Annotated in this window: 19 protein-coding genes; 6 read left to right on the top strand and 13 right to left on the bottom strand. The window is 66.4% G+C overall.

Annotated elements, in window-relative coordinates; translation table 11 throughout:
* Positions 1 to 48: 48 nt before the first annotated feature.
* From ACQR0Z_RS33595 to ACQR0Z_RS33605, 3 genes are read right to left on the bottom strand one after another with little or no spacing between them, the layout of a single operon-like run.
* On the bottom strand, positions 49 to 495 hold the full coding sequence (locus ACQR0Z_RS33595) for a DUF5413 family protein (protein WP_434860462.1): 447 nt from the start codon (positions 493 to 495) through the stop codon (positions 49 to 51).
* 54 nt (positions 496 to 549) lie between these two features.
* Positions 550 to 2,196 carry a hypothetical protein gene (locus ACQR0Z_RS33600; protein WP_434921493.1) on the bottom strand — a complete coding sequence of 549 codons (1,647 nt, stop codon included), beginning with the start codon at positions 2,194 to 2,196 and terminating at the stop codon, positions 550 to 552.
* Between the two features lie 36 nt (positions 2,197 to 2,232).
* A complete protein-coding gene (locus ACQR0Z_RS33605) occupies positions 2,233 to 3,525 on the bottom strand; it encodes an adenylosuccinate synthase (protein WP_434921494.1) in 1,293 nt (430 codons plus the stop codon).
* Between the two features lie 548 nt (positions 3,526 to 4,073).
* Between ACQR0Z_RS33605 and mgtA the strand changes: the two genes are divergently transcribed.
* Entirely contained in the window at positions 4,074 to 6,629 is a 2,556-nt protein-coding gene (gene mgtA, locus ACQR0Z_RS33610) for a magnesium-translocating P-type ATPase (RefSeq protein ID WP_434921495.1), read from the top strand.
* A 145-nt stretch (positions 6,630 to 6,774) separates the two neighbouring features.
* Positions 6,775 to 7,704: a DMT family transporter gene (locus tag ACQR0Z_RS33615; protein ID WP_434921496.1), complete on the top strand. Its 930-nt coding sequence runs from the start codon at positions 6,775 to 6,777 to the stop codon at positions 7,702 to 7,704.
* A gap of 18 nt (positions 7,705 to 7,722) precedes the next feature.
* On the opposite strand, the gene ACQR0Z_RS33620 is transcribed toward ACQR0Z_RS33615, so the two are convergent.
* Positions 7,723 to 8,502 carry a sulfite exporter TauE/SafE family protein gene (locus tag ACQR0Z_RS33620; RefSeq protein ID WP_434921573.1) on the bottom strand — a complete coding sequence of 260 codons (780 nt, stop codon included), beginning with the start codon at positions 8,500 to 8,502 and terminating at the stop codon, positions 7,723 to 7,725.
* Positions 8,503 to 8,542: 40 nt separating this feature from the next.
* Positions 8,543 to 9,370 (bottom strand): TetR/AcrR family transcriptional regulator, encoded by an 828-nt coding sequence (locus tag ACQR0Z_RS33625; protein WP_434921497.1) that lies wholly within the window; start codon positions 9,368 to 9,370, stop codon positions 8,543 to 8,545.
* Between ACQR0Z_RS33625 and ACQR0Z_RS33630 the strand changes: the two genes are divergently transcribed.
* Both ACQR0Z_RS33630 and ACQR0Z_RS33635 read left to right on the top strand, forming a co-directional pair.
* Positions 9,327 to 10,280 (top strand): DMT family transporter, encoded by a 954-nt coding sequence (locus ACQR0Z_RS33630; RefSeq protein WP_434921498.1) that lies wholly within the window; start codon positions 9,327 to 9,329, stop codon positions 10,278 to 10,280. The two genes, ACQR0Z_RS33625 and ACQR0Z_RS33630, sit on opposite strands and share 44 nt — an antisense overlap.
* Before the next feature lie 119 nt (positions 10,281 to 10,399).
* Complete coding sequence (locus ACQR0Z_RS33635) at positions 10,400 to 11,755, top strand: esterase-like activity of phytase family protein (RefSeq protein ID WP_434921499.1); 1,356 nt, start codon at positions 10,400 to 10,402, stop codon at positions 11,753 to 11,755.
* Between the two features lie 56 nt (positions 11,756 to 11,811).
* Here the strand turns inward: ACQR0Z_RS33635 and ACQR0Z_RS33640 are convergent, their stop codons facing one another.
* From ACQR0Z_RS33640 to ACQR0Z_RS33670, 7 genes are all read right to left on the bottom strand, one after another.
* Complete coding sequence (locus tag ACQR0Z_RS33640; RefSeq protein WP_434921500.1) at positions 11,812 to 13,497, bottom strand: methyl-accepting chemotaxis protein; 1,686 nt, start codon at positions 13,495 to 13,497, stop codon at positions 11,812 to 11,814.
* 110 nt (positions 13,498 to 13,607) lie between these two features.
* On the bottom strand, positions 13,608 to 15,464 hold the full coding sequence (ftsH, locus tag ACQR0Z_RS33645; protein ID WP_434921501.1) for an ATP-dependent zinc metalloprotease FtsH: 1,857 nt from the start codon (positions 15,462 to 15,464) through the stop codon (positions 13,608 to 13,610).
* A gap of 191 nt (positions 15,465 to 15,655) precedes the next feature.
* Positions 15,656 to 17,245 carry an ABC transporter substrate-binding protein gene (locus ACQR0Z_RS33650; RefSeq protein WP_434921502.1) on the bottom strand — a complete coding sequence of 530 codons (1,590 nt, stop codon included), beginning with the start codon at positions 17,243 to 17,245 and terminating at the stop codon, positions 15,656 to 15,658.
* Positions 17,246 to 17,756: 511 nt separating this feature from the next.
* Entirely contained in the window at positions 17,757 to 19,421 is a 1,665-nt protein-coding gene (locus ACQR0Z_RS33655; RefSeq protein WP_434921503.1) for a mucoidy inhibitor MuiA family protein, read from the bottom strand.
* A 176-nt stretch (positions 19,422 to 19,597) separates the two neighbouring features.
* Positions 19,598 to 21,187 (bottom strand): phosphoglycerate dehydrogenase, encoded by a 1,590-nt coding sequence (gene serA, locus ACQR0Z_RS33660; protein ID WP_434921504.1) that lies wholly within the window; start codon positions 21,185 to 21,187, stop codon positions 19,598 to 19,600.
* A 174-nt stretch (positions 21,188 to 21,361) separates the two neighbouring features.
* The gene (locus tag ACQR0Z_RS33665; protein WP_434860474.1) at positions 21,362 to 22,534 is read right to left on the bottom strand and encodes a phosphoserine transaminase; all 1,173 of its coding nucleotides are present in this window, start codon (positions 22,532 to 22,534) and stop codon (positions 21,362 to 21,364) included.
* A gap of 143 nt (positions 22,535 to 22,677) precedes the next feature.
* Positions 22,678 to 22,968, bottom strand: a complete 291-nt coding sequence (locus ACQR0Z_RS33670; protein ID WP_434921505.1) for a hypothetical protein — start codon at positions 22,966 to 22,968, stop codon at positions 22,678 to 22,680.
* 106 nt (positions 22,969 to 23,074) lie between these two features.
* Here ACQR0Z_RS33670 and ACQR0Z_RS33675 point away from each other — a divergent pair, with 106 nt between their 5' ends.
* Positions 23,075 to 24,061, top strand: a complete 987-nt coding sequence (locus tag ACQR0Z_RS33675) for an aldo/keto reductase (RefSeq protein WP_434921506.1) — start codon at positions 23,075 to 23,077, stop codon at positions 24,059 to 24,061.
* Positions 24,058 to 24,909, top strand: coding sequence for an amidohydrolase family protein (locus ACQR0Z_RS33680; protein WP_434921507.1), 852 nt, complete (start codon positions 24,058 to 24,060; stop codon positions 24,907 to 24,909). Before ACQR0Z_RS33675 ends, ACQR0Z_RS33680 begins: the two co-directional genes overlap by 4 nt.
* On the opposite strand, the gene ACQR0Z_RS33685 is transcribed toward ACQR0Z_RS33680, so the two are convergent.
* On the bottom strand, positions 24,910 to 25,365 hold the full coding sequence (locus tag ACQR0Z_RS33685; RefSeq protein WP_434921508.1) for a GNAT family N-acetyltransferase: 456 nt from the start codon (positions 25,363 to 25,365) through the stop codon (positions 24,910 to 24,912). It lies immediately after the preceding gene.

The raw sequence follows: 25,365 nt of genomic DNA on the forward strand, positions 1-25,365 counted from the left end.
GCCCATCACATAGAAACGCGGCACCGCGGCGCAAGTTGCGTCACGCCGTCACGCGCCGTGCTCGCTCGGCTGCGCCGCCGGAGTGCCGGGCGGGGTTTCATCGACGAATCTGTGCACCAGCCAGGACGACACCGTCGCCGGAATGAAGCCAACGAGCCCGTAGAGAATCCACTGCAGGGCACCATAGTCGGAGCCATGCGAGGCATAGTTGAAGCCGGCGAGCAGAAAGCCGACGCCGCCCACGATCAGCATGCGGGCCGTCGACGGTATCCGCCGGACATGGAACAGGATGTCGTCGATCGCGCACATCATCAGCGCGGGCAGGAAGCCGAACAGATAGCTGTATTGCAGCGAGGTGACAAAGACCTTGAACAGCTTGGCCACCTCGCCGGCGCTGGTGTCGGTCCAATAGCCGGACAAATAGGTGGTGACGAGCAGCAGCGCGAAGCCGCCCAGCGCCGGGCCCACGGCAACGAAGATCAGATATCGCTTCATGCCCAACCTCCTGCCCCGCCGCTCCGTCGAGCGCGCGAGGCGATTGCCGCCCGGTCAGTCACCCCACGCTGCGAAAGCATCGTTGAAGGCGCGCTCGCCCGGAGCTCCCTTCTCGATGGCGATGATCGCCCGGCGCTGGTTGCTGTAGACCAGCGGGACGTCGAACCAGGAGCGCTCCTTCAGGAGCTGCACGTTGCGGGTCCGGTCGGCATCGACATTTGAGAGGCCAACCAGGAAGAAGCCGTCGGTGACCTTCACCGCAAGACCCGCCAGCGGCGTGCCGCGCGACTGCTCGTTGGACTTCATCAGGATGCCCGGCACGTTGCCGACGCCGCCGCCGGAGAAGTCCTGCGGCAGGATGAAGGTCAGCTCGGCGGTGTGGCTCGCCGGCAGCGACGTATCGGTGTTGCGGCGGAACGACATCGTCATCTTGAACTTGCGATCAGGAATCTCGATGTCGGCGCGCACGGCGATGTCCGCCTTCTGCGTGCCGCTCGCCTTGATCTGCTCCGTCCGCCAGACCACCGAGCCGATATACTGCTTGCCCTTGGGATCGGCGGGGTCCTCGTCATAGAGCACCACGCGCTGGGCGACCGGCGCGATCTGATCGGACGACGGCGCCTGGCCGACGCGGTCGGTGATCTTCGGCTTGCTCAGCGGCGCGCCATTGTCCTTCGGCGCCTCGACAGTCGCGTTCGACTTGAACAGACCCGAGACGACGCCGACCAGCGGCCGGCCCCACAGAATTCCGGCGCCGACCAGGATCAGCACGATGCCGGCCGCGATCGCGGCCTTGAACGGGAAGGTCGAGCCGCTGCGCTCCGGCTTCTTCTTGGCCTCGCGCTCGGCCGGACCGCCGCGCTGGCGGGTCGAGGTGGCCGGCAGCGCGTAACGCTCCGCTTCCTGCACCGACTCGTCATAGGAGTACGCCGGCTCGGGCAGCGGCGGCCGATCGTCATCGTCCTCGAGCCGGTCGAGATCCGTGGCCGGCACGTTGGCGTAGGTCTTCCGGGCGGCCCGGTTGGCTTGCGCCGTGGCCTTGCCGAGATCGTCGACATCGGCGGTGATATCGCGAAAGCCGCGCATCGCGGCTGGGGCTGCCGGATTGCCGTTGTCCTGGGCGCCACGACGGGGCGCGGCCGGGCGCTCACGCACGGGAGGCGGTGCATCCTGCGGAGGCGTCTGGGGCGGCTGCGACCGCGGCGGAGCAGCCGGCGCGCCGGCGACAGGCGGCGGGGCATCCGGACGCGGATTGCGCGGCGGCCGCGGCTCGAGGGGTTCGCCGCCGAGCGGCGGGCGCTCCGCCCGGGCCGGCGCGGGTGCCGCTGCCGGCCGCGGCCGGGGGGGAGCAGGCGCCGGCTGATCCGACGCGGGACCTGGCTTTTCCGCTGGAGCCGGAGGCGCCTCGGGATTGCGCGCCCCGGCACGCCGCAACGCATCTCCCGGACGCCCCGCGCCGCTGGCGGCCCGCTGCGCTTCGCGGGCGCGCTGGGCCGCTTCGGCCTCGACCTTGCGGACGGCTTCTTCGAGCGACAACCGCTCGCGCGTGATCTCGGATTCGCTGAGCGGCGGCTGAACACTGCGCAGTTGCGCGATCAGCGCCGCGCGAGCCCGCTCGTAAAGCGCGCGCCGGCTTTCGCCGGGAGCGTTGGGGTCCAATCCGGCAATGGCACGGGCTATCAGCGGGTAGTAGTCGGCCATATCAACTCAATTCGCGCGCTTCGCTGTCAGGTCCCGTCACGCCTCGAAGGGATTCTGGACCAGGATAGTATCCTCGCGTTCGGGGCTGGTGGAAAGCAGCGCGATCGGGCAACCCACCAGTTCCTCGATGCGCCGAACGTATTTGATGGCCTGGGCAGGAAGATCGGCCCAGGATCGCGCATTCGCCGTCGGCTGTTTCCAGCCTTCGATGGTCTCGTAGATCGGCTCGACCCGGGCCTGGGCGCCTTCGCCGGCCGGGAAGTGATCGATCTCCTTGCCGTCCAGCTTGTAGCCGGTGCAGACCTCGATGGTGTCGAAACCGTCGAGAATGTCCAGCTTGGTCAGCGCAAGACCGTTAATGCCGCAAGTCCGGACCGCCTGGCGGACCAGGACGGCATCGAACCAGCCGCAACGACGCGGCCGGCCGGTATTCGTTCCGAATTCACGGCCACGTTCGCCGATCTTGCGGCCGATCTCATTGTCCTGCTCGGTCGGAAACGGTCCCTGGCCGACGCGGGTCGTGTAGGCCTTGCAGAGGCCGAGCACATAGCCGATTGCGCCCGGCCCCAGGCCGGCACCGGTCGCGGCCTGCGCCGCCACCGTGTTGGACGAGGTCACGTAAGGATAGGTGCCATGGTCGACGTCGAGCAGCGCGCCCTGCGCGCCCTCGAACAGCAGGCGCTTGCCCTCGCGACGCTTGATGTCGAGCAGCCGCCACACCGTCTCCGCATAAGGCAGCAGCTTCGGCGCCAGCGCAGTCAGTTCGTTCAGGATGATCTTGCCGTCGATCAGTTCGAGGCCGAGACCGCGGCGCAGCGCATTGTGGTGGGCGAGCAGGCGATCGATCTTGTGCGGCAGCGTGTCGAGATCGGCGAGGTCCATCAGGCGGATCGCGCGACGGCCGACCTTGTCCTCATAGGCCGGGCCGATGCCGCGGCGGGTGGTGCCGATCGCGGTCGCCGCGCTCGCCGACTCGCGCAGCGCATCGAGCTCACGGTGCAGCGGCAGAATGAGCGTGACGTTCTCGGCGACGCGCAGATTGTCCGGGCTGATGGACAGGCCCTGCGACTGCAGCTTGCTGACCTCGTCAAGGAAGGCTTGCGGATCGAATACGACGCCGTTGCCGATCACCGACAGCTTGCCGGCGCGCAGCACGCCGGATGGCAGCAGCGCCAGCTTGTAGGTTGCGCCGTTGATGACCAGCGTATGACCGGCGTTGTGGCCGCCCTGGAAGCGCACGACGATGTCGGCCTGCTCCGACAGCCAATCGACGATCTTGCCCTTCCCCTCGTCGCCCCATTGGGCGCCGACGACGACGACGTTAGCCATTCGCAGCTCTTTCCTCTGCCAAGATCCAAAACAGCACGATCGGCTCAGTCGATATCGCTTCCGATGAGGGGCCAGCCTGGCCAACCATGCGCCCAGCCCAAATCGCGGCCGGGACCGCTCGCTTGCGAGGCGACCCACCGGATAAAGGAAGCCGCCGGGCTAGGCAAGCAAGAACGGGCCCCCGGAGCACACAACAGCGCCACCAAGCCTTTGATAAGCCCCAAAATTTCAAGCCACCCCGGCCGTGGCCCGGATGCCCGGCCCGGCGCTTCTGGCGGCGTCCTGGTCCTGGCAGCCGGATTAAGCACTGCAACGGCGGCGAATCTACGATCGAATGCCGCAAACCCTGCACATCGGCGATTTCTCAACGTCTCGCGATGTCCCGGGATCGACAACCTCAATGAGCGTTCAGGCCAAGCCACCGCTCCAAGCCGGCCGGGCGCCATGCCCGCGGGCGGCGGACATTGCGGCAGGTCAACCGCCCGGCGGGCCGTCGTGCAAAGGAGGCGCGATGCCAAGGACCTCATCAGCCATAACGGCCGACGCGCGTGACCACTGAAACGACCTCCGGCCTGCATCAGTTCTGGCGTCTTGCGCCCCCGCAGGCCGCCCAAGCGCTGGACTGCGACCTCAACGGCCTCGGCGACTCCAGCGCCGCGGAGCGGCTGCAGCGCTACGGCCGCAATACCGACTCGCCGTCACACATCGTAGGTCCCCTGCGCGCCATCCTGCGCCGGCTGCTCGAGCCGCTATCGCTGATCCTGCTCGTCGCGGGCATCATCTCGATGGCGACCGGCGACGTGATCGGCGGCGCGATCATCGTGCTGATCCTGACGCTGTCGATCGGACTCGATACCGTTCAGGAAGGACATGCCGTCAGGGCGGCCGAGGAGCTCCGGCGCTCGGTGGCCTTGACGGCCGAGGTCAAGCGCGACGGCGCCTATCGCGAGATCGACGTCGACCTGGTCGTGCCCGGCGACCTCCTGCGCGTGCGCGCCGGCGACATCGTTCCTGCCGATGCGTTGATCATCGAGAGCAAGGCGTTCACGGCCGGCGAGGCCGCGCTCACGGGCGAGCCCTACCCCGTGACCAAGCAGGCTGCCCTTCCGAGCGATGCAGACGACACGTCGAATGCGCTGTTCCGGGGCTCGGTGGCGCAGACCGGCGAGGCCACGGCGCTGGTCATCAATACCGGCGCGAACACGATGTTCGGCGCAGCCGCATCGGCTCTGGCGGAAGCGCAGGGGCGCACGCCGTTCGAGCGCGACCTGCATGAGTTCGGCCTGGTCATCGCGCGGCTGACGCTGGCGCTCGTGGTCATCGTGCTCGCGGTGCGCGTCGTGTTCGGGCGTGACGTGCTCGATTCCTTGTTGTTCTCGGTGGCGCTCGCGGTCGGACTGACGCCGGAACTGCTGCCGATGATCACGACAGTGACCTTGTCACGCGGCGCGCTGCGCATGGCCAAGCGAAAGGTGATCGTGAAACGGCTCGCGGCCATTCACGATCTCGGCGCGATGTCCGTGCTGTGCACCGACAAGACGGGCACGTTGACATCCGCCGAGATCACGCTCGCGCGCAGCATCGCGCCCGATGGACGCGACGATCCGCGCGCGGCGGAGCTCGGCGCCATCGCCGCGGCGCTGGGAGGCGATCGCGGGGCGCTCGATACGGCGCTGATCGCAGGCGCCGATCATGCCGCGGCGGGCTGGATCCTGGGCGGGCAGCAGACCTTCGACTTCTCGCGCCGGCTCGGCTCGGTGCTGGCCATCAGGGGATTGGATCAGCTCCTGATCGTGAAAGGTGCGCCGGAAGCCGTGATCGAGCTCTGCACGCAGCAGCGGCAGGGCGGCACGATCGCAGCGATCGACGACGATGGCCGCGCCGAGATGCGCGCGCGCGTTCATGCGCTGGCGCAGGACGGCTTGCGCACGGTCGCGATCGCCTCGAAGCCGTGGAGCGGCGCGCCGCGCGAGATCGAGACCGAGGATGAGAAGGACCTGATCTTCGAGGGCCTGTGCGCCTTCGCCGATCCGCCCAAGCCGACGGCGGCAGCCGCGATCGCTCAATTGGCGCGCGCCGGCATCGCGCTGAAGATCCTCTCCGGCGACGATCCTGTCGTGGTCAAGCGGCTTGCGGGTCTGGTCGGATTGAAGGCCGACCGCGTACTGTCCGGCAGCGATATTGCCGAGCTCAGCGACGATGCGCTCGCGGTGCAGGTCCGTTCGGCCGACGCCTTCGGCCGGCTCGCGCCCGATCAGAAATCGCGCATCGTCAAGGCGCTGCAGGCCTCGGGCGAGGTGGTGGGGTTCCTCGGCGACGGCATTAATGATGCGCCGGCGCTGAAGGTCGCGGATATCGGGCTGTCCGTCGATGGCGCCACCGGTGTGGCGCAATCCGCGGCCGACATGATCCTGCTGGCCTCCGATCTCGATGTCGTCGCCGATGGCGTCGAGGAAGGACGGCGCACCTTTGCCAACATCCTGAAATACGTGCGGATGGGCGCGAGCTCGAACTTCGGCAACATGCTGTCGATGGCGGTCGCTTCGATCATGCTGCCGTTCCTGCCGATGCTGCCGACGCAGATCCTGCTCAACAACCTGCTCTATGATCTGTCCGAGCTCGGTATCCCCTTCGATCGCGTCAGCCCGCAAGCGACCGCACGACCGCAGCGCTGGGACATGAAACGGCTATTGCGTTTCGCAGCGATCATGGGACCGCTCTCGTCGCTGTTCGATTTCCTCACCTTCGGCGCCCTGCTCTATCTTTTCCACGCGACGCCGGACGAGTTCCGGACCGCCTGGTTCCTGGAGTCGATGGCGACGCAGATCCTCGTGATCTTCATCATCCGCACCAATGGACGGCCGTGGAGCAACCGCGCCGATCCGATGCTGACGGCCTCGTCGCTGATCGCGCTGGCCGCCGCGCTCATCATCCCGTTCACGCCGATCGGCGCCTGGTTCGGCTTCGTGGCGCCGCCCGTCACGTTGCTGGCCGCGATCGCTGCGCTCGTCGTCGCCTATCTGATCAGCGCGGAACGACTCAAGGCGTTCGCGATCCAAGGCGATCCTCGGAACCCGCATCATCGCCGCGCGAGGCTCCGATGACGGTCATCATTGCATAGTCGCGATGCATCTGCCCTCTTGATAGGCAGCACCAATTGGTGTCTGTCGACCGGGCCGGGGAGGAAACCGCGGCCCGGACACACCGGGTCGAATGCCGCGGCGCACCGAACCGGGTCTAACACCGCTGATGTCCGCCGCCGATCCCCCAGCATCCGCCGCGCCCGCGCGGGCCTGGATCGCGAACCAGCCCTATGTGCTGCTCAGCATCACCGCGCTGTGCTGGGCCGGCAATTCGATCGTCGGCCGGCTCGCTGCCGGCCACATCCCGCCGGTGACCTTGTCGTTCCTGCGCTGGTCGCTGGCGTTCCTGCTGATCCTGCCGCTCGCCTGGAAACAGTTGCGCCAGGACTGGCCGGCGATCCGCTCCAAGCTCGGCATCATGATCGCGCTGTCGGTGACGGGCATCGGCGCCTTCAACACGCTGCAATATTGGTCGCTCGAATACACCCAGGCGCTCAACACGCTGCTGCTGCAATCCGCGGGACCGCTGATCGTAGCGGTGTGGTCGATGCTGCTGCTGCGCGTCCACCTGACACTGGCGCAGGCGATCGGCATCGTGCTGTCGCTCGTCGGCGTGCTGCTGATCCTGACGCGCGGCCATCCCACCGCGCTCGCCAGCATCCGCTTCAACAAGGGCGACCTGATCTTCCTGCTGGCGATGGCGGTGTTCGGATTCTATTCGGTGCTGACGATCAAGCGTCCGCAGATCCACGGCCTGTCGATGGTCGCCTTCACCTTCGGCTGCGGCGCGGCCAGCCTGATCCCGCTCTTGATCTGGGAGCTCAATGCCCGCCCGGTGATGGCATTCGATACGCAGAATTTGCTGTCGCTGCTCTACGTCGCGATCTTCCCCTCGACCATCGCCTATCTCTGCTTCAATCGCGGCGTACTGCTGATTGGCGCCAACCGTGCCGCGCCATTCTTTCACGTGGTTCCGGTGTTCGGCTCGATCATGGCGTTCGTCTTCCTCAGCGAGCAGCCGCAGATCTTTCATTTGATCGGCTTCGTCCTGGTGCTCGGCGGTGTCTACGTCGCCTCGCGCAAGCAGGCGACCTGAGGCATTGCCGGAGGCGCGCTATCCGATGGCCTTGAGCGCCATGGCGATGGTCATCAGCGAGACGAAGCCGATCAGCACGATCCGCAGCCGCTCGGGCGAAACGCGGGTCGCGAGCCGCGCGCCGAGATCGGTGCCGGCGGCCAGTCCGACGATCACGGCGACTAAGGTGGGCCAGGACGGCAAGGCACCGTGCTGCCAATAGATCCAGGCTGACGGAATCGTCGTCGGCACCAGCGTCAGCGCCAGGCTGATCATCTGCGCGCGGTGCTGCGCCATGCCAAGGACCGCGCTCAAGCCGACGACTGTCGCCAGTCCGCCGCCGATGCCGAGAAAGCCGGACGACACACCCGCTGCGCTGCCGACCGCGAGCAGCGCAAATCCGCTCGGATCGACTGCGCAAACCGTGGTCTCGACGGCACCTCGCTTCGATGAGCGGCGCAGGAGCAGGACATCGAGCAGCAGCAGATAGATGACGTAGGCCCATCGCAGGATCGCCGACGCCGTGCCGTTGGCCAGGAGCGCGCCGATCGCAGCGCCGAGGACAAATCCAAGCCCGAGCCACAGCAGCACGCGCAGCGGCGCCCGGCTGCCTTCGTCCCAATAGCGCTTGAGGCCGGCGGCACTGGTCGGCGGAACCTGCGCGACCAGCGAGAGTCCCTGCGCGACGTGCTGCTCGGCGCCGAGCAGCAGCACGGCGAAAACCACGAGACCGCCGCCGGGGCTGACGCCGAGCAGGCCGGACGTGAATCCGCCCACCAAGCCGGTGCCGAGGCCGCCCAGGAGATCGAGTCCGCTCATCATCTCGTCCTCCCGGGAGACTTCGGCAACGTCGCGGGCATCATCGTTTCGGCGCGAGCCCGGCCAGCAACACCTCGAAGCTGGCCAGCGCCTCGGCCGGCGAAAACGGCTCGCCCCACAGCCGCTGCAGCACGAAGCCCTGGAACATCGCGACCATGGTGCGTGCCATACTGCGCGGGTTGACCGCGCGGTCGATCACGCCGAGCCGCCGGCCGCGCTGCAGAAGCTCGGCGATGACCGCGATCGGCTTGCGGACGCCATCCACGACCTGATCGCGGACGGCATCGTCGCACAGCGCCTCGGCCCAGAGCTGCAGGGCAATCCGTCGGCTGCGCAGCCCCTCCTCCTTCTGCATGTCCGCCAGCGAGGCGCGCGCGATCGCGCGCAGGCCTTCGAGCGGGTCCTGACTGTCGCGCGCGGCCGCGAGCAGCGCCGCATCGCGGGCATGGCGATGCTCACCGATCGCCTGGATCAGTTCCTCCTTGCTGGCGAAATGGCCGTAGATGCCGCCGGCACTGAGGCCGGACTCGGCGATCACGTCGGCAATCGTCGTCTGGTGGAAGCCCTGACGCGCGAAGCAGGCCGCTGCGGCGCGCAGGATTTCTTCGCGGCGGGCGGCCATCGTCGCCGGCTTCAGCTTCGGCATGCGCACCTCCTGGCCGAGCGACCAATCGCCTTCGAGCACAATCACCATACAAAACGAATATTCGTTTTGTAAAGAGGGGACGTTCTGCCGCCTTTCGGCATGGCGGCAATCCGCCGGGCGCTCTTGTCTCCGCCGCGCTTTCGGGCACAACTCGGCCCGCGCAACAGAAGCCGAATCCTTGCCCGCCCCATCCCAGTCCACATCGCCGGTCGCCTGGCTCAACAACCAGCCTTATCTGCTGCTCACGCTGGCCTCGCTGTTCTGGGCGGGCAACATCGTGCTGGCGCGCTATGTCGCCGGCCACGTGCCGCCGCTGACCTTGTCGTGCATTCGTTGGATCGGAACCTTCCTGATGCTATGGCCGTTCGCGCGGGAGCATCTGGCGAAGGACTGGCGTACCCTGCTCGCGCATTGGCCGCTGATCCTGCTGTTCGCGCTCACCGGCTTTGCGATCAACAACGCGCTGTCCTACTGGGCGATGCAATATACTCAGGCGCTCAACGGGCTGCTGATCCAATCGTCGACGCCGCTATTCGTGGCGCTGTGGTCGCTGCTGCTGTTCGGCGTGCGGCTGACCTGGGGGCAACTCGCGGGCATCGCGATGTCGCTTGTCGGCGTGCTGGTGATCCTGCTGCGCGGCGATCTCGGCGCGCTCGCGGGCATCCAATTCAATCGGGGTGACCTGATGTTCGCCGGCGCGCTCTGGGTGTTCGGGCTCTACTCGGCGGCCATGACCCGCAAGCCCGCAGTGCACCAGTTGTCACTTATCTCATCGTGCACGGCGGCCGGCGCCGTGCTGCTGCTGCCGCTCGCGGCCTGGGAATACAGCTCCGGATTCGTGCTGAGGCTCGACCTGCTCTCGATGCTGACGCTCGGCTACGTCATCGTGTTCGCCTCGACGCTCGCCTATCTGTTCTTCAACCGCGGCATCAGCCTGATCGGACCGAACCGCGCCGCACCGTTCCTGCATCTGGTGCCACTGTTCGGCTCGGTGCTGGCGATCCTGCTGCTCGGCGAAGAGTTGAAGCTGTTCCACCTCGCAGGCTACGCGCTGGTCATCGCCGGTGTGATCATCGCTTCGCGCGTGCCGCTCAAGCAGCCCCGCGCCGCCGGAGAGGCGCCCAAGAACTAAGCGTGCGGCAACACGCCCCAGGACGAACAGCGCGCATCATCCGGCTGTCATGGAACTGTCAACGGAGCGTCAGGGCGCCTGTTCAGAACCACGCGTGGTTCAAGCTCAGGAGGCTTTCCATGCATCGATTTTTTCTGACGACCGTGGCCGCTCTGGCCCTCAGCACCGGCGCCGCGCTCGCCCAGGGCGAAGGCGAATTCCCCGCCAAGCTCGCTGGCCACGCCGTGCTGCCAGCCGAGTCCTTCATCGACGCGCCCGCCGACGCTCCGGACGATCTCAAGACCTCCGGCAAATACACCACTGGCAAGCGCGTCGAGGCGATCGGCACCGTGATGGGCAAGTCCTACGAGCGGCCGACCAGCGTGTCGCTGCCGTTCAAGGGACAGCCGCTGCAGGGGCATTCCGGCATCAAGACAATGGCCGACGGCACGTTCTGGGTGCTGACCGACAACGGCATGGGCTCGCGCTACAACTCCCCGGACTCGATGCTCTATCTCAATCATCACAAGATCGACTGGACCGCCGGCAAGGTGGAGCGGCTCGCGACCATCTTCCTGCACGATCCCGACAAGAAGGTGCCGTTCCGCATCGTCCACGAGAATACGGCCAAGCGCTATCTGACCGGTGCCGATTTCGACACCGAGGGCTTCCAGATCATCGGCGATCACATCTGGATCGGCGACGAGTTCGGCCCCTACCTTATCAAGGCGGACAAGAGCGGCAAGGTGCTCGCCGTATTCGAGACGGTTGCTGACGGCAAGCCGGTGCGCTCGCCCGACCATTGGGCGGTCCAGTCCCCCGGCGCGCCCGGCGCGAGCTACACCAACGTCAATCTGCGGCGCTCGAAGGGCTATGAGGGCTTCGCGGCATCCACCGACGGCAAGTTCATCTACGGCCTGCTGGAAGGGCCGCTGTGGGACGCCGAGAAGAAGGATTGGGAGAAGGTCGACGGCAAGGAAGCCTCGCGCATCCTCGAATTCGACGTCGCCGCGGAAAAGTTCACCGGCCGCTATTGGCAATATGTGTTCGAGCAGAACGGCAACGCCATCGGCGACTTCAACATGATCGACCCGACACAGGGCCTGATCATCGAGCGTGACAATGGCGAGGGCACCGCTGACAAGGCCTGCCCGCAGGGCACCCGCGGCGACAACTGCTTCCCTGACTTGGCCAAGTTCAAGCGCGTCTACAAGATCGAGCTTTCGGACGCCAATGTCGGCAAGCCGGTCCGCAAGATCGCCTATATCGACCTGATGAAGATCCGGGATCCGGACAAGAAGGCGCGCAAGCCGCTGAATGACGGCGTGCTCGCCTTCCCATTCTTCACGATCGAGAATGTCGATCGCGTCGATGACACCCACATCATCGTCGGCAACGACAACAACCTGCCGTTCTCGTCGAGCCGCGATCCCAACAAGGCCGACGACAACGAGTTCGTGCTGCTCGAGGTGGGCGACTTCCTGAAGGCGAAGTAAGCGCCTCACCATCGTGAGCGTCGCCGTTGTCCCCAAGGGCAACGGCGACGGTTCGATCAGGCCGTCCGCACCTTGGCCATGAAGCCGTCGACGGCCTGCTGCAGCAGGCCCGACTGGCTGTCGAGCTCGCGGGCACTCGACAGCACCTCGGACGCGGCGGTGCCGGTCGCTTCAGCGGCCTTGGTGACGCCGCCGATATGGGCACTGATCTCATTGGATCCGGCCGCGACCGATTGGATGTTGCGGGCGATCTCGCGCGTTGCATCGCCCTGCTGCGCGATCGAGCTCGAGATCGAGTTGGTGATCTCGCTCATCTGCGCGATCGTCTGGGTGATGCCGGTGATGGCCGCGACAGCATCCTGGGTCGAGGTCTGCATCGCCGCGACCTGCGCGGAGATCTCCTCGGTCGCCTTGGCCGTCTGGTTGGCCAGCGCCTTCACCTCGGAGGCGACGACCGCAAAGCCCTTGCCGGACTCGCCGGCGCGCGCCGCTTCGATCGTGGCGTTCAGCGCCAGCAGGTTGGTCTGCGCGGCGATCGAGTGGATCAGCTTGACGACCTCGCCGATCTTCTCGGCGCCGGTCGAGAGAACCTGCACCGTGGCATTGGTGCGCTCGGCATCGCCGACAGCCTTGCTCGCGATCTCGGTGGAGCGGGCGACCTGACGCGAGATCTCGTTGACGGAGCTCGACAGCTCCTCCGCCGCGGCCGCGACCGTTCCGACGTTGTCGTTCGCGCTCTGGGTGGCGTTGCTGACGGTCGAGGCGCGGACGCTGGCGTCGCTCGCCGTGGCCGTCATCGACTGCGCGGTGTGCTGCATGCCCTCGGCCGCAGAGGCCACAGAGCGGACGATGCCGTTCACGCTGCGCTCGAAATCGGCCGCAAGGTTCTGCATCGCGGCGCGCCGCTCGGCTTCCGTCCGTTGCTTGGTCGCAGCCTCCGCCTGCTCGAGTTCGCGCATCCGCAGCGCGTTGTCCTTGAAGATCTGCACCGTGGCCGCCATGGCGCCGACCTCGTCGCCGCGGCCGACGCCGGGGATCTCGCCGTCGAGCCGGCCGTCGGCGATCTCCTGCATGCGGTTGCCGAGACGATTGAGCGGAATGCTGATGCTGCGGCTGATCAACCAGGCGATGGCGCCGGCGATGACCGCGATGCCGGCGCAGGCCAGCCACATCATCCACTTCAGCGGCTGCAGCTTGGCGTCGAGATCGTCGACATAGACGCCGGTGCCGACGAACATATTCCAGCCGGGGATCGCCATCGCGTAGGAGATCTTGCGGGTCGGCTGCTCCTGACCCGGGCGGAGATATTCGTAACGCAGCGTGACCTCGCCGTCTTTGGCAACGCCATCTCGCAATTCGACGACGAGCTTGCGCCCGTTGAGCTCGAAGTCGATCACGTTCGAGCCGCGCTGCTTCATGTCCTGCGAGATCACGACGGTGCCGTCCATCGTGTAGGCGAACAGATAGCCCATGCCCTTGTCGAAGGTCATGGTCCGGCCGCGATTGACGAACTCGTCGAGCGCGGCTTCCTTCGTCATCTTGCCGGCGTCGACCTCCTTGATCAGGCCCAGCGCCATGTTACGCGCCGTCTCGACGATCGCCCGGCACTGTTCGATGCGGGCGTTGACCATCTCCCGATGCATCAGATTGGCGGCGAAGGTTCCGGCTGCGGCGAGGCCCAGGAGCGCGACGCCAACCACGATGGCGAGCTTGGGCGCAATCTTCATGTTATTCAGCAGCACGCAGCGAACTCCACCCTGATCATTGTCATCGTTTGTCAAGATTGACTGCCGATGAATTGAGCAGGGCATGGTTAGGGTTCGGTTGCGAACGGCGCCCGTAGAAACCCGGATCAGCTCGCGGCCGCGGCCTCCGGCGCAGGAATCGCAGAGGCTGCCGGCCGCAGCGGCGCGAACTCCTCGGCGGTCAGCGTCTCCTTCGCGATCAGCAGCGTGACGCCACGCTCGAGGTCCTCGCGGTGGCCTTCGAGGATCGCGCGCGCACGGGCGCCGCCCTCCGCGATCAGGTCGCGCACGGCGAGATCGATCTCGCGCCCGGTCACCTCGGCCGCCGAGACGATCTGGTCCTGCGGCTGCAGGAACGACGCCTGCGGCCGCGGCGCGTAGGTGCGCTGGCCAACGGTCGCGTCCATGCCGTACTTCGTGACCATCTCGATGGCGATTTCGGTGGCGCGCTGCAGGTCGTCGGCGGCGCCGGTGGAAACGTCGCCGTCGAAGATCAACTGCTCCGAGGCCCGGCCGCCCATCAGCACGGCGATGCGGTTCTTAAGCTCGCTGATCGCGAGCAGGAAGCGGTCCTCGGTCGGCCGCTGCATGGTGTAGCCGAGCGCGCCGACGCCGCGCGGAATGATCGAGACCTTCTGCACCGGATCGACGCCGGCGAGATTGGCCGCGACCAGCGCATGCCCCATCTCGTGATAGGCGACGCGGCGGCGCTCGGCCGGGCTGAGCACGCGGCTCTTCTTCTCGATGCCGGCAACGATGCGTTCGATCGCGACGGTGAAGTCGTCGAACGTCACCTCGTGGCCCTTGCGGCGCGTCGCGGCGATCGCGGCCTCGTTGATCAGGTTGGCGAGATCGGCGCCGGTGAAGCCTGCGGTGAGCGCCGCGACCTTGTCGAGATCGACATTGCCGGCCATCGTGATCTTGCGGACATGCACCTTGAGGATCGCGAGCCGTCCGCTTCGATCGGGCCGGTCGACCAGCACCTGGCGATCGAAGCGGCCGGCACGCAGCAGCGCGGGATCGAGGATCTCCGGACGGTTGGTGGCGGCGAGCAGGATGACGCCCGAACTCGGATCGAAGCCGTCGAGCTCGGCCAGCAGTTGATTGAGCGTCTGCTCCTTCTCGTCATAGCCGCCGAACTGCGCTCCGGCGGAACGGCTGCGCCCGAGCGCATCGAGCTCATCGATGAAGATGATACAGGGCGCAGCCTTGCGCGCCTGCTCGAACAGATCACGCACACGCGCCGCACCGACGCCGACGAACATCTCGACGAACTCGGAGCCCGAGATCGAGAAGAAGGCGACACCGGCCTCGCCCGCCACGGCGCGCGCAAGCAGCGTCTTGCCGGTGCCGGGCGGGCCGACGAGCAGGATCCCCTTCGGCACGTGCGCGCCGAGCCGGCCATAGCTCTTCGGGTCCTTCAGGAACTGCACGACCTCCTGCAGCTCGAACTTTGCCTCGTCGACGCCGGCGACATCGGCGAAGGTCACCTTGGTATCGGTCTCGACATAGACCTTGGCGCGCGACTTGCCGATCGACATCAGGCCGCCAAAGCCTTGCTTGTCCATGACCTTGCGGCCGAGAAAGACCCAGATCAGATAGAACATCAGCGCCGGCACGACCCAGGACAGCAAGGTCTGGATCACGCCGCCCGACGGAACACCGGTGACCGTGACGCCCTTGGCCGCCAGCTTCTCCGACAGAGACGGATCGACCCGCGCCGTGACGAAGGCTGTCTTGCCGTCCGCCTGCTTGTCCTTGAACTTGCCCTGGATGGTGTCCTGGCTGACCGAAACTTCTGCGATCTTGCCGTCGACGACGAGTTGCTCGAACTGGCTGTACGGAATGGTCTCGACGGTGTTGTAGGTCGTGAGCAGCCATTGCAGCAGCAGCATGCCGACGCCGGCCAGGAAGATATAGCCGACGGCGATGGCCTGCTTGCGGGCGTTCGGATCGGATTCCATGTCGGGCACTCGCGTTGCAGCGCCACGGCGCGATCGAAGATGATCAATGCCGCGGGACTTGCAACAGCGTGTAACAAGCGCACCCCTCCCCGCGCTTGTTCTGGATCAAGTCCAGCCGATACGGAACGGGCGGCGGCTTGGCCGGATGCCGGCCGGCCCCGTCTCCGCTCTCGCGCTGGCCCGCGAGAGCATCATTCCAGATCGATCGGCTGGTAGACGCCGGACCTGTCGAGCTGGGTGCCCCAGACCTTGTGCAGCGCCTGATGATCGCCGCGGCTCAGATTGAGCGGGGTGCCGAGTCCCATGTCGAGATTGCGCGTGTTCTCCAGCGCCTCGACCAATCGCTCGGTGTCGAGCTGCGGCCCGCAGCGCTTCAGCGCATCGATCAGCAGGTTGGCGGCGATGTAGCCCTCGAGCGAGATGTAGTCCGGAACCTCGCCAGGCGCGACTTGCGCCAGCGCCGTCTTGAACTCGAGCACCGTGCTCGAATAGCCCGACACGGCCGGCACCGCCTGGGTCACGATGACGTTCTCGGTGAAGCGCGGACCCAGCAGCATCAACTCCTGCGCCAGCGCGGTCGCGCCGACGATCGACATGTTGGTGTAGATCATGCCGGGATACAGGTCGCGCGTCTTCTCGATGAACTTTGCCGCCGGGCGCGTCGTGCCGACCATCACGATGGCCTTGATCGGCACCTTCTGCGCCTTGAGCTGGTTGACCGCCTCGTCCATGTCGATCGAGTTGCGGGCGTAGAGCAGCCGCACGATCGCCTTGTCGTTGAGGCCGGCTGCGCGATAGGCCCTGGCGACGCCGGCAAAGCCCTGCTCGCCGAGATCGTCGTTCTGTCCGAACACCGCAATCTGATTCGGCCTGATCTTTCGCATCTTCAGGAGGTAGCGCACCGCGGCGTCGGCCTCCTCGACGAAGCTTGGCCGGTAGTTGAAGACGTAACGATCCGGCGGGTCGTGCCGCACCACGCTGCCGCCGGTGAACGGCGCGAAGAACAGCACCCTTCGTTCGAGCGCGAACGGCACGGCCACGGCCGCGGTCGGCGTGCCCAGATTGCCGACGAAGCCGAACACCTGCTCCCGCTCCCAGAGCAGTTTCATCGCGTCCGGCGTTCGCGTCGGTTCGAAGCCGTCATCGGCCGCGATCAGCTTGAGCATCCGTCCATGAACGCCGCCGGCGGCGTTGACGCGCGCGAACGCGACCTCGATGCCGCGCTTGTAGCTCTGCCCGTTCTCCTTGGCGCTGCCGGTATACGGGATCACCATTCCGAAGCGGATTTCCTGATCCGTCACGCCGCGCACGCTGCCGGATGCGGCCGCGGGTCTCATCGGGCTCGGCGCGGCCGCAGCCGCCGACGGCGCGACGGTGGCCGACACCGCCGCCGGCGGCGCGTTGACGCTACGCTCGAGCTCCGTCAACTGGCGCTCGACCAGCCTGCAGTCAGCCCGGCCGCCGTTCACCGCAGCGCGACCTTCGGCGAGGTTGCGTTCGAAGTCCCGGGCCAGTTCGTTGAGCTCGTTCGGATTGGTCGAGGCTTCGCGGATCGCCTGTTGAAACTTGACCAGGATGATCTGAACGCGACGTGACGGGATGCTCGTGCAGGCTTGGGACGAACCAAGGATCGGACCGACACGGCCGGCAAGTTCGCGAACCAGGTTCACACTATCGGCCGCGACGGCCGCATTTGCACTTCCAGCCAGCATGACGGCGGACAGCGCCGCCCAGCGATGCGAACGCCGCGCGATGCGCGAGGCGAAAGACGGATACTGCATCTGATAGACCGAAACCTCCGTTCAAGCGCGCCGATCCACACCCGCAGACCGGACGCAAGGGCGAGGCCGGTCGAGATGACCATCCTTGACGGTATTTCGGATATCGTCATGACGATTTGGAATGCGGAGAAACATCGGGACATCAGTTCGCCAGCGACGACGAATGATCGAGGGCGGCCATTCTGGCCGACGTCCCTTGCATCGTCGCAAGCGTATCGTCCCCAAGTCCCGCAGTCGCCACGCGTCGAACGCCCGTCCATCGCTACCTGCGTCCGTGTCTCACGCGCAGACACGGCTTGGCCGCGATCTACGACCGCTTTGCGTTCGGATGAGGGCAAGCTTCGGCGATTGAGGCGCAGCTGTGCTTGCCCGGACAAATTCCATCCGGGCAAGCGCTCATACTTCGGGTTTCAACACAGTCCGCATTCTGATCCTGAGTTGATAGGACATGCAGATCATGCGCAGAACGCTCGCCTTGCAGCTCGCGGCAAACGAGGAACGTCGATGAGTTCTAACCTGCGGGACTCATCGTGATGGTCTTGTCCTTCGGCCAGCGGACGCGCCAAGCGAAAGAGATCTCCTTGGTCTCGCCGGGTCTGGCCTCGACGAGCCACTCGGTGACACCGCGCCGGTCGCGGACATTGATCGCAGTCGGCGGCGTGGTCGACGGCAGCATCTCGACGGTGATCTCCTCGTTCTCGCTGACCGGCAGTTGATCCTGGATCGCGACCTTGACGGGGAAGTCATGCGCGTTACGGATCGTCGTCTTGAAAGCGCGCTCGTCGATCTTCGCCGTGGTGACGATCAGACCCGCCGCGCCTTCATTCCGCTTCACGACGCTGCGCTCGACCTTGACCTTGTCGTCGGCGCCGAAGCCGAGACGTACGGATTCGTCCTTGGCTGCCGAAACCAGCTTCGAATTGCCGACGAACATGCCATCGCGATAGATCGACACCTTGCCCGGCAAAAGCGGCGCATCCTCTGCCTGTGTGAAGCTGGCTTCGAGATAGGCCGTGGGATCAGCGACCGGCGCCGAGCGAATGATCAATTCGGGCGTGATCGTCGCCGTCGAGATGCGCAGGCTCTTGGCGCCCTCGTTGGTGCCGACGCTGACGCGGCCGGGAAGCCGGAAGGCGGTCTGGTAGGCGCCGATCTCGACCGCGGTCTCGCGCTCCTCGGCCTTCCTGGCTGGCTCCGGAGCTGCCGGTGCGGGCGCGAGCGCCTCCATGCTCCGGCGCTTGGCAACGTTGTCCGACATCGTGCCGAGTTGCGCCATCGGCGGCGCCGGCGGCGGCGGATATTGCGCGATCACGGTCCGAAGCTCAGGCGCGCTGCCGCCGCGCCCCGTCCGCACGGTCGACACCGACAGCGTGACGTCAGACCAATCCTCGCCGGTGGTCTGCTGGATCTCGGCGCGACGCACCAGTTCGAGCACCGGCTTACGGTCCTTCGCCGAGGTATCGAGGCGGGCGTCGTAGAGCGGCACCCAGCGAGCGTGCCGCACGGCGTAGGTGACGCGCAGTTTCGCTTTCGTCGCCGCCGCGGCGGAGAGTTCGATCTGGACTTCCATCTTGCTCGGGGGCTTCGCGGCGCGATCGGCCTGCAATCGCGCGATCTCGCGGTCGAGCTCGCGCTGCTTGCGCTCGCTGTCGCGAATCGCCGCGTCTGCCTGCCCCACCTCTTCCGCCACGGCCGCAAAGGCGGTGCGCCATTCAGCGATCGGACGCGCCTCGCCCTTTTCGCCGAGCCCCGCGGGGGACGCTTCGGCAAAGCGCTCCGCGAACTTCTTGCGCGCAAGGGCGGCGGCGATGGCGCCGTCGAGATTGGCGCGCTCGTCCTTCAGCGCCTCGATTCGCTTGTCGATCTCGGGCAGGTTGACCGGCGGGGCGGCGCGCGGCGGCTTGGCATCGACGGTGCCGATCACGAGCTTCGCACCGGCCTCACCTTCGACGCGCAGCGAGGACACATCGAGTCCGAGCGGAAAATCCTTGGCGATGGCCGTCGTCTCGCCAGCCGGAAGATCGAGCGAGATGAGCCGCGTGACGCTCGCGCCATCGGGATAGACAGTGACGGCATCGACGGAGGACGTCGCATCGAGATCGGCCGCGTAACCCGGGGCTGCGGCGAATGCCGCACCCAGAACGAGTCCCGTGGCCATCAGACCCTTGTGTCGCATGGTCATCATTTTCTCCGCAGCACAGCACCCTCGGGACCGGAACAGCCGGTCCTTCGTCGGGCGTTAGACGCGAGCAAAACGAGACCGGTTCAAACGCCATCCGGGCGCATCTCGAACAAAAAGGGCAACGCGGCGAGAGCCGTGCTGCCCTATCCGAGACCGGCTCGGACGTGACGTCAGAACGCCAGCGCCTTGGCCTGCTTGACCTGCGGCAGCGCCTGGATCTTGGCGAGCAACTCGGCCGGAACGGCGCCGTCGATCTCGACCAGCGCAATGGCATCGCCGCCGGCGGCGACACGGCCGAGATGGAAGGTGGCGATGTTGATCTTGGCATCGCCAAGCAGGCTCGCGAACTTGCCGATGAAGCCCGGCTTGTCCTCGTTGGTGACATAGATCATCGACTTGCCGAACTCGGCATCGACGCGGATGCCCTTGATGTCGACGAGGCGCGGCTTGCCGTCGGCGTAGACCGTGCCGGACACCGCGCGCTCCTGCTGCTCGGTGATCACGGCCACGGTGATGAGGCTTTCATAGTCGCTCTCGGCGGCGCGCAGCACCTCGTCCACGATCATGCCGCGCTCCTTGGCGATGACCGGCGCCGAGACGACGTTGACCTCGCCCAGCATCGGCCGCAGCAGACCGGCCAGCACCGCCGAGGTCAGCGCCTTGGTCTTCATCTCCGCGACCTGGCCCTCATAGGTGATCTGGACCTTGGTGATGCTGCTCTCGGTGAGCTGGCCCGCGAATGAGCCGAGCTTCTCGGCGAGCGCGATGAACGGCTTCAGCTTCGGCGCTTCCTCCGCCGTGATCGAGGGGAAGTTGATCGCGTTCGAGATCGCGCCGGTCAGCAGGTAGTCCGACATCTGCTCGGCGATCTGCAGCGCGACGTTCTCCTGCGCTTCCGTCGTGGAGGCGCCGAGATGCGGCGTGCAGATCACGCTTGCGTGGCCGAACAGCGGATTGCTGGTCGCGGGCTCCTCGGCAAACACGTCGAGGGCAGCGCCCGCGACATGCTTGGAGTTGAGCGCATCGAGCAGCGCCGCCTCGTCGATCAGGCCGCCGCGCGCGCAGTTGATGATACGGACGCCCTTCTTCGTCTTGGCGATCGCCGCGGCATCGATGATGTTGCGGGTCTTGTCGGTCAGCGGCGTATGCAAGGTGATGAAGTCGGCGCGCTTCAGCAGTTCGTCGAGCTCGACCTTCTCGACGCCGAGATCGCGCGCGCGCTCCTCGGTGAGGAAGGGATCGAAGCCGATCACCTTCATGCGCAGGCCCTGCGCGCGATCGCAGACGATCGAACCGATATTGCCGCAGCCGACGACGCCGAGCGTCTTGCCGGTGATCTCGACGCCCATGAAGCGGTTCTTCTCCCACTTGCCGGCCTGCGTCGAGGCGTCGGCCTGCGGGATCTCGCGCGCGAGCGACAGCATCATGGTGATCGCGTGCTCGGCGGTCGTGATCGAATTGCCGAACGGCGTGTTCATCACGATGATGCCCTTGGCGGTCGCCGCGGGGATCTCGACATTGTCGACGCCGATGCCGGCGCGGCCGATCACCTTGAGCCGCTTGGCGCGCTCGATGATCTTCGCCGTCGCCTTCGTGGCGGAGCGGATCGCGAGGCCGTCATAGTCGCCGATGATGTCGGCGAGCTTGTCCTTGTCCTTGCCGAGGTTGGGCTGGAAGTCGACCTCAACGCCGCGGTCCTTGAAGATCTGCACGGCGGCCGGAGAGAGTGCGTCGGAAATGAGAACTTTCGGTTTGGTCATGACGATGGTCCTTCACGCCCTCTATGCGAGGGACGGCGCCGGGCGCCGAGATGGGAGGAAAGCCTGTAGGGTGGGCAAAGCGAAGCGTGCCCACCGCTCTCGCGCGTGAGGTCAGTTTGATGGTGGGCATGGCGCTCGCGCGCCTTTGCCCACCCTACGAAGAAGGCTCGTAGCTCAGGCCGCTTTCGGCAGCGCGGCCTTGGCTTCGGCGAACGCCCAGTCGATCCACTGCGTCAGCAGCGCGACATCGCTCGCTTCCACCGTGGCGCCGCACCAGATGCGCAGGCCGGCCGGCGCGTCGCGATAATGCGCGAAGTCGAAGCCGGCGTTCTCCTTCTCGACCAGCGACACCAGCTTCTTGGAAAACTCGGCCTGGGCATCGGCCGAGAGCGCCGTAATCGCGGGATCGACCACCTTGAGGCACACCGAGGTGTTGGAGCGGATCGCCGGATCCTTGGCGAGGAAGTCGATCCAGGGCGTGCGCGCCTTCCAGTCGGCCAGCACCTTGGTGTTGGCGTCGGCGCGCGCGATCAGCGCCTTGAGGCCGCCGATCGACTTGCCCCAGTTCAGCGCGTCCAGATAGTCCTCGACACACAGCATCGACGGCGTGTTGATGGTCTCGCCCTCGAAGATGCCGGCATTGAGCTTGCCGCCCTTCGTCATGCGGAAGATCTTCGGCAGCGGCCAGGCCGGCTTGTAGGTCTCGAGACGCTCGACCGCACGCGGGGACAGAATGAGCATGCCATGCGCAGCCTCGCCGCCGAGCGCCTTCTGCCAGGAGAAGGTGACGACGTCGAGCTTCGGCCAATCGAGCGGCTGCGCAAAGGCGGCCGAGGTGGCGTCGCAGATCGTGAGGCCTTCACGGCTCGCGCTGATCCAGTCGGCATTCGGAACGCGCACGCCCGAGGTGGTGCCGTTCCAGGTGAAGACGACGTCGCTCGCCGGATCGACCTTCGACAGATCCGGGATCTCACCATAGCCCGCGTGAAGCTTGGTGACGTCCTTGAGCTTGAGCTCCTTGACGATGTCGCTCACCCAGCCTTCGCCAAAGGATTCCCAGGCGATGGTGGTAACGGGCCGCGCGCCGAGCAGCGACCACAGCGCCATCTCGACGGCTCCGGTGTCCGACGCCGGCACGATGCCGATCTTGTAGTCGGCCGGCACTTCGAGGACGTCGCGCGTCAGCTCGATGGCCTGCTTGAGCTTGGCTTTGCCGACCTTCGCGCGATGCGAGCGGCCGAGAGGAGCGTCCTTGAGATTTTCGGCGGTCCATCCGGGGCGCTTGGCGCAGGGGCCGGAGGAGAAATGCGGCACGGCAGGCCGCTGCGAGGGCTTCGCTGCAGTCATCGTCTATCCTTCCAGATAGTAAGCCTCCCGTTGGGGGGAGGTGTCCCGCCGGCGTGATTATTCGAAGGGCCGTTCCTCGTCAAGGAACTTCGCCTGCTCCCGCAGGACTGTTCACGCAGACGTGGCTGGCATGCAAGCCACGCTCATTCCGGCGCGGCGCCGATCGGCGCCTGCCCGCGCGGCGGACGATGCAGGAAGGTCATCGATGCGTAGGCGCCGATCCAGGAACCGACCGCCGCAAAGCCGACATAGATCCAATTCTCCGTGTAGCTGATCACGGCGAAGGACGACAACGTGTACCAGATCGCGCTCCAGTTCGCGGCCGGCAGACGCCGCCGCGCGACGACGGCCGACGTGAACATGACGTAGACCGCGTCAGTCAGAGCCGTTGCCAATGTCACGCCGAGCGCCGTCAGGGCATTGATATCCGCCATCGTTCCCCTCCTCGTGCCGTGTCGCACAAATTCGCGGCGTTGTGTCGTCAGGTAGGCTCATGCACAATGAAGCGATCTGCACGCGACGAACAACAAGGATAGAACAATGCAACGCGTCCGTCTCGGGAGGAGCTCACTCGACGTCACCCGGCTCGGCCTCGGCACCGCGCCGCTCGGCGGTCTGTTCGAGCCGGTCAGTGATGGCGATGCGGAGGCGACGATCGCGGCCGCCTGGGCGCGCGGGGTGCGCTTCTACGACACCGCGCCGCTGTATGGCTTCGGCCTCGCCGAGCAGCGGCTCGGCGCCTTCCTCAGCAAGCAGCCCCGCGACAGCTATGTGATCTCGACCAAGGTCGGGCGGCTGCTGCGGCCTGATGCTGATGCGACCGAGGAGGACCCGCACTACAAGGGCGTGCCGGCCCTGCGGCCGCGCTTCGACTATTCCTATGACGGCGTGATGCGCTCGGTCGAGGAGAGCCTGGCGCGACTCGGTCTCGACCGCATCGACATCCTGCTCGTGCACGATCCGGATGATCACTATGACGACGCGGTGTCGGGCGCGTTTCGCGCGCTGCAGCGCCTGCGCGACGATGGCGGCATCAAGGCGATCGGCGCCGGCATGAACCAGTCGGAGATGCTGATGCGGTTTGCCGAGGCCGTTCCGGTCGACTGTTTCCTGCTCGCCGGCCGCTACACCCTGCTCGACCAGGGTGCGCTGACGACGCTGCTGCCGCTCTGCCAGAGGCAGAACATCGGCATCATGCTCGGCGGCATCTACAACAGCGGCATCCTGGCCAGTCCCTACAGCAAGGCGAAGTTCAACTACGAAGACGCCGACGCCGCGCTGGTCGCCCGCGCCCGCGCACTCGATGAATTGTGCAAGCAACATGGCACCGAACTGAAGGCGGCCGCGATCCAGTTCTGCCTCGCGCATCCCGCCATCACCGTCGCGATGCAGGGTGCTCGCAATGCGCAAGAGGCCGCCGAGAACATCGCGATGGCGCAGGCGCCGATCCCCGAAGCGTTCTGGCAAGCGCTGCGTGCCAGCCATCTGGTCGACGCGCGCGCGCCGCTCCCGGGAGATGCGCCATGACACGCAGCATCGACGCGCATCAGCATTTCTGGGATCCCGGCCGCGCCGACTATCCCTGGATGGCTGGCGACGCGCTGGCGCCGATCCGCCGGCCCTATGGTCCCGGCGACCTCGCGCCGTTGCTTTCAGAGAACGGCCTGGATGTCAGCATCCTGGTGCAGACCCGGTCCTCGCTGGACGAAACGCAGGAATTCCTCGGCATCGCTGCGGCGACGCCGTTCATCGCCGGCGTGGTCGGCTGGGCCGACCTGACCGATCCCTCTCTCGGATCAACCCTCGACCGGCTGCGCGCGCTGCCGGGCGGCAGCAAGCTCGTAGGCATTCGCCATCAGGTCCATGACGAGGACGACGCGGCCTGGCTCGACCGGAAGGATGTCCGTCGCGGCCTCGATATCGTCTTCGCGCACGGCCTGACCTACGACCTCCTGGTGCGCACGCGCGAGCTGCCGTCGGCGATCGCCGCGGCGCGCGCGTGTCCGCAAGGACGCTTCGTGCTCGATCATTGCGCCAAGCCGCCGATCGCAACCGGGTTCGATCAGGTCTGGGCCGACCGCATCGCCGAGCTCGCGGCCTGCCAGAATGTCTGGTGCAAGGTGTCCGGGCTGGCGACGGAAGCGGTCTGGACCGATTGGGATGCCGAGCGGCTATTTCCATATGTTCAGCACGTGGCGCGCTGCTTCGGCGCCGACCGGCTGATCTTCGGCTCGGATTGGCCGGTGTGCCTGCTCGCCGGCCGCTATGGCGTGGTCAAGACGGCCTTGGAGCATTGCCTGACGCAGCTCGGCTCCGAGACGCGCGACAAGGCGTTCGGCCCGAACGCCGCCGCCGCCTACCGCCTGCGGGTCTGATCAGAACCGCAACACCATGCCGAAATGACTCTTGGCGAAGCCGAGCCGCTCATAAAAGCGCTGCGCATCGACGCGGCTCTGATGCGTCATGAGTTCGACGAGGTTGCAGCGGCGGGCGCGCGCCTCGGCGATCGCCCATTGCAGCAGCTGCTCGCCGATCCCCAGGCTGCGCCGGTCGGTCGCCACACGCACATCTTCGACCAGCGCGCGTGATGCACCTTGCGAGCTGATCCCCGGCAGAATGCACAATTGCAGACATCCGACCACCCTGCCCGCCTCCTCGGCGACGACGAGCGTAATGTTCGCATCTCGCGAGATGGCGTCGAAAGCGGCGAAGTAGCACTGCGGCAGCGGATCTTCGATCCGCTCGCGCGCGCGGCCGAGATGATCGTCGGCGAGCATTGCCACGATGGCGCCGACGTCGTCGCGTTGCGCGGACCGGATGGTGATGGGCAT

This window comes from Bradyrhizobium sp. HKCCYLS3077 (assembly GCF_051167555.1).
In the GTDB taxonomy this organism is placed as follows: Bacteria; Pseudomonadota; Alphaproteobacteria; order Rhizobiales; family Xanthobacteraceae; genus Bradyrhizobium.